Consider the following 4103-nt stretch of genomic DNA (forward strand, 5'->3'; position numbering starts at 1 on the left):
GGAAGTGCGCGCCACCAACGGCGACACCTTCCTCGGCGGTGAAGACTTCGACCAGCGCATCATCCGCTACATGGTGGACGAGTTCAAGGGCCAGTACGGCATCGACCTCTCGCAGGACCGCATGGCGCTTCAGCGCCTGAAGGAAGCTGCCGAAAACGCCAAGAAGGAACTTTCCAACTCCCTGGAAACGCAGATCAACCTGCCCTTCATCACGGCCGACGCCTCCGGCCCCAAGCACCTCATGATGACGCTGACCCGCGCCAAGCTGGAACAGATGGTCATGGATCTTGTGGAGCGCTCCATCGAACCCTGCCGCAAGGCCCTTGCCGACGCCGGGCTTTCCCCTTCCGAGATCGACGAAGTGGTGCTCGTGGGCGGCATGACACGTATGCCTCTGGTGCAGAAGAAGGTGGGCGAATTCTTCGGCAAGGAACCCAACCGTTCCGTGAACCCCGATGAAGTGGTGGCCATGGGCGCTTCCATCCAGGGCGCCATTCTCACCGGCGACGTGAAGGACGTGCTGCTGCTCGACGTGACTCCGCTTTCCCTCGGCATCGAGACCATGGGCGGCGTGTTCACCAAGCTCATCGACCGCAACACCACCATCCCCACCCGCAAGAGCCAGACCTTCTCCACCGCTGCCGACAACCAGCCCGCCGTGGATATCCATGTGCTCCAGGGCGAACGCCCCATGGCGGCCGACAACATGACTCTCGGCAACTTCCAGCTCACGGGCATCCCTGCGGCCCCGCGCGGCGTCCCGCAGATTGAAGTGACTTTTGATATCGACGCCAACGGCATCGTGAACGTGTCCGCCAAGGATCTCGGCACCGGCAAGGAACAGTCCATTCAGATCAAGTCCTCCTCCGGCCTGAGCGAGGAAGAGATCAACAAGCTGGTGCGCGAAGCCGAAGCCAACGCTGCGGAAGACAAGAAGAAGCAGGAAAATATCGAAGCCCGCAACCAGGCCGACGCCCTTATCTACGCCACGGAGAAGTCCCTCAAGGATCTCGGCGATAAGGTTGACCCTGCGGTCAAGGCCGATGTGGAAAGCAAGACCGAAGTGCTGAAGAAGGCCATGGAAGGCAGCGATACCGCCGCCATAAAGAAGGCTTCCGACGAGCTTTCCCAGGCTTCCCACAAGCTTGCTGAGCAGCTCTACAAGAACGCCCAGGCCCAGCAGGGCGCTCAGGGCGCCCAGCAGCAGGCCCAGGGCGGCGACAAGAAAGACGATGACGTGGTCGACGCCGACTTCACCGAAGTGAAGTAAGCCCTCCGGCCCCTTCCGACCACATACCGGGCCCCGCTTCCTGAAAAGGAGGCGGGGCCTTTTGCATGCGGGGGGGAGAGGAGGGGAGGGCGCGACGAAGAACCCGGGGAGAGGCATGGGCGGCGCGGGAAAATCGTCGTGTAGGGAACCCGGGCGGAAAGATATCTGCCGGGAAGGATCATCCTGCCGGTTCGCATGTCCTGTGGGCAGGGCGGCCTCAGCGCGCAGGAGCGGATGCGCCGGGGCACGCAGGCAGGTGGCGCGACGCTCTTCCCGGGCCGGACGTGGCCTCCGTGAACCGGCTCACAGCCGGGCCTCACCGGAGAAAGCGCGGGAAGCTTTTCGCCGGCCCTCCCCCCGGCAGGGAAAGGGAGCTCTGCCCCGGGCGGAAGGAGCCGCCTGCCCGGAAAACCCGCCCGGCCTTGAGCTTTTCCGGCAGGCCGGGGAAGGCCGGGGCGCAGGGGAAGCTCCGCCTGCGGCGGAACTTACCCCGGGGCGGGAGCGGCGGGAGGCGCTGTCGCTGCGGGCGGCGATGCGTCCGTCGCATCGCGCTTTCCCGCGCCGTTGTGCCCTGCGTCGCAGCGTTTAAAACAGCGCCAGATACGCGCCCACAAGGACGAGGTAGCGGCAGAGCTTTGCCGCGCAGGTAATGGCGAAAAAGGTGGCGAAAGGCTCTTTGAGCACGCCCGCGGCAAAGGTGAGCGGGTCGCCGATGAAGGGCGCCCAGCTGAGAAGCAGCGACCAGCGGCCGTAGCGGTGGTACCAGCTTTCGGCCTTGCGGAGTTTTTCCGCGCTGATGGGGAACCAGCGGGCATGAAGAAAACGGTGGGCGAGGGAGCCCAGATACCAGTTGAGGGCGGAGCCTAAGCTGTTGCCGAGGGTGGCCGTGCCCACGAGGGCCCAGGGCGAATGTTCTCCGTCCGCCACAAGGGCCACGAGCACGGCTTCCGACTGGGCGGGAAAGAACGTGGCCGCGAGAAAGGCCACGGCGAACATGAGAAGGTATTCCTTCATGGCGTGGAGGCGTTTTTGTCCCCGGCAGGGCCGTGCGGGAAAGAAGGAGGGGAATACGCCGTGCAGGGGGGCGGGAGATCCCGGGCGCGTTTTCCGGCGTGAAGGCCGCGTTTCCGAAGCAGCCTGCCCCGCAGAGGGCCCGGGATGCGGATACGGGGAGTAAGGCCCCGCAGGGCGGAAAAGCCGCGCGGCTGCCGGGAAGCTCGCCCTCCGCGCCTTCCCCGCGTGCGGAGCCTTTTGCGGAAAGCCGGGGCAAGGGGGGGCTGAAGGCCCGTGTTCGTGCCGGGGCCTTCGCCGCTTTTCACGGCCTCACGGGGCTGCCCCGGGCGGGGAAAGGCGTCTTCCCTCCGGAGATGGAAAAAGACGCAGCACCCGGACGGGGCGCGGAAAGGCCCGGGTCGCCCCGGGCCTCGGCGTTTACTGCATGGGGTTGATGCGCACTTCCACGCGGCGGTTCTGCTGACGGCCGTATTCGGTATTGTTGTCGGCAATGGGGGAGCTTTCGCCGTAGCCCATGGCGGTGATGCGCGAGGGCGAGATGCCGCGCTGCACCAGGGCGTTCTTCACACTGTCGGCGCGGCGCTCGGAAAGCTGCTGGTTGTAGGATTCCGAACCCGTGCTGTCGGTATGGCCGATGACGGTGATGGAGGTCTGCGGGTAGGCGGAGAGCACCTGGGCGATGCGGTCGATTTCCGAGTACATGCCGGGGCGGATGGAGGCGGAGTTCACGGCAAAGGTGAAGTCGCTCTTGAAGGTGAGGGCCAGCATGTCGCCCTGGCGCTGCACGGCCACGGCCTCGGAATTGGCCAGGGCCTGCCGCATGTCGCTTTCCTGATTGTCCATCATGGCGCCTATGCCCGTGCCGGCCAGGCCGCCTATGACGGCCCCGGCGGCGGTGCCGATGAGGGTGGACTTGGTATTGCCGCCGATGATCTGGCCGAGAATCGCGCCGGCCGCAGCGCCGCCCGCAGTACCGTAGGCCGCGCCTTTGCCCGTGTTGCTCTGTATGCCCGCGCAGCCGCTGCCGAGCAGCAGGGTGGCGATGAGTCCGAGAGTGCAGAGTTTTTTCATACTGCGTCCTTCCTGTCTTGCTTTTTTGAGAAAGGCTTGTCTCTTTGTTTTCTCCAGCCCTTCGGCCGCCTTGCGTCGGGCGGCCGGGGGCTGGAAACCAGACCCATCATATCCGTGCGGCCCTGAAAAGGCAAATGTTTCACGGCGCGGCGCTTTTCCCGGGCGGCGGAAAGACAGACCGCCGCGCGGGCCTTGCCTTCCCGCGCCCCGGGCAGGGGGTGCCTCCGTCGGCATTTTCCCCGCCTTTCTCCGCGCAGCCCGAAAGTTTCATAATATTGCAGCGCGGAAAGAATTTGAAACGTGACTTGCGCCGCCTGTGGCGTATAAGGGAATCATGAAGGCCGTCCACTCCCCCGGATGGTCGGGAACTCTCCTCCTTTTCCCTCTTTCCTCTGCCCGTCCGCGTGTTCGCGGGCGGGCTTCTGCTCTTTACGGCAGCGCCGCAGCCCTGTTGCCGTGCCTCGCCTGCGTTTTCAAAGCTCTCCCCTGCCTTTACGCGGTAAGCCGCATGGCGCAGCGCGCCTTCCTTACGAAGTGTTGCGGCAGGGGGAAACACTTTGAAACGTGACTTTTTTCAGGCTTTTTGTAGAAAGAAGCCGTGAACGTCGCACGACGGAAACATTCCATACCCTCCTCTTTTCCCTCCTCTTCTCTGTCAGCCTGCCCGCCGGGGCAGGCTGATTTTTTGGTTAAAAGAAAACCCCCAGCTAGGCTGGGGGTTCCCGAAAACTTATAGTTATGCGTAAGT

3 protein-coding genes are annotated in these 4103 nt (G+C 64.3%); 1 reads left to right on the plus strand and 2 read right to left on the minus strand.

The genetic code is table 11. The features are described from left to right. Positions 1-1270, plus strand: a 1270-nt coding sequence (gene dnaK / locus K8W16_RS06100) for a molecular chaperone DnaK (protein WP_304122115.1), incomplete at its 5' end; no start/stop codon positions are given. A gap of 585 nt (positions 1271-1855) precedes the next feature. Here dnaK and K8W16_RS06105 read toward each other — a convergent pair. Together K8W16_RS06105 and K8W16_RS06110 are read right to left on the minus strand one after the other, a co-directional pair. Beyond that, positions 1856-2284 (minus strand): YqaA family protein, encoded by a 429-nt coding sequence (locus K8W16_RS06105; RefSeq protein ID WP_304122117.1) that lies wholly within the window; start codon positions 2282-2284, stop codon positions 1856-1858. A 417-nt stretch (positions 2285-2701) separates the two neighbouring features. Next, positions 2702-3355 carry an OmpA family protein gene (locus tag K8W16_RS06110; RefSeq protein ID WP_304122118.1) on the minus strand — a complete coding sequence of 218 codons (654 nt, stop codon included), beginning with the start codon at positions 3353-3355 and terminating at the stop codon, positions 2702-2704. Between the last annotated feature and the right edge of the window lie 748 nt (positions 3356-4103).

Source organism: Mailhella massiliensis, assembly GCF_020741395.1.
Classification (GTDB): domain Bacteria; phylum Desulfobacterota; class Desulfovibrionia; order Desulfovibrionales; family Desulfovibrionaceae; genus Mailhella; species Mailhella massiliensis_A.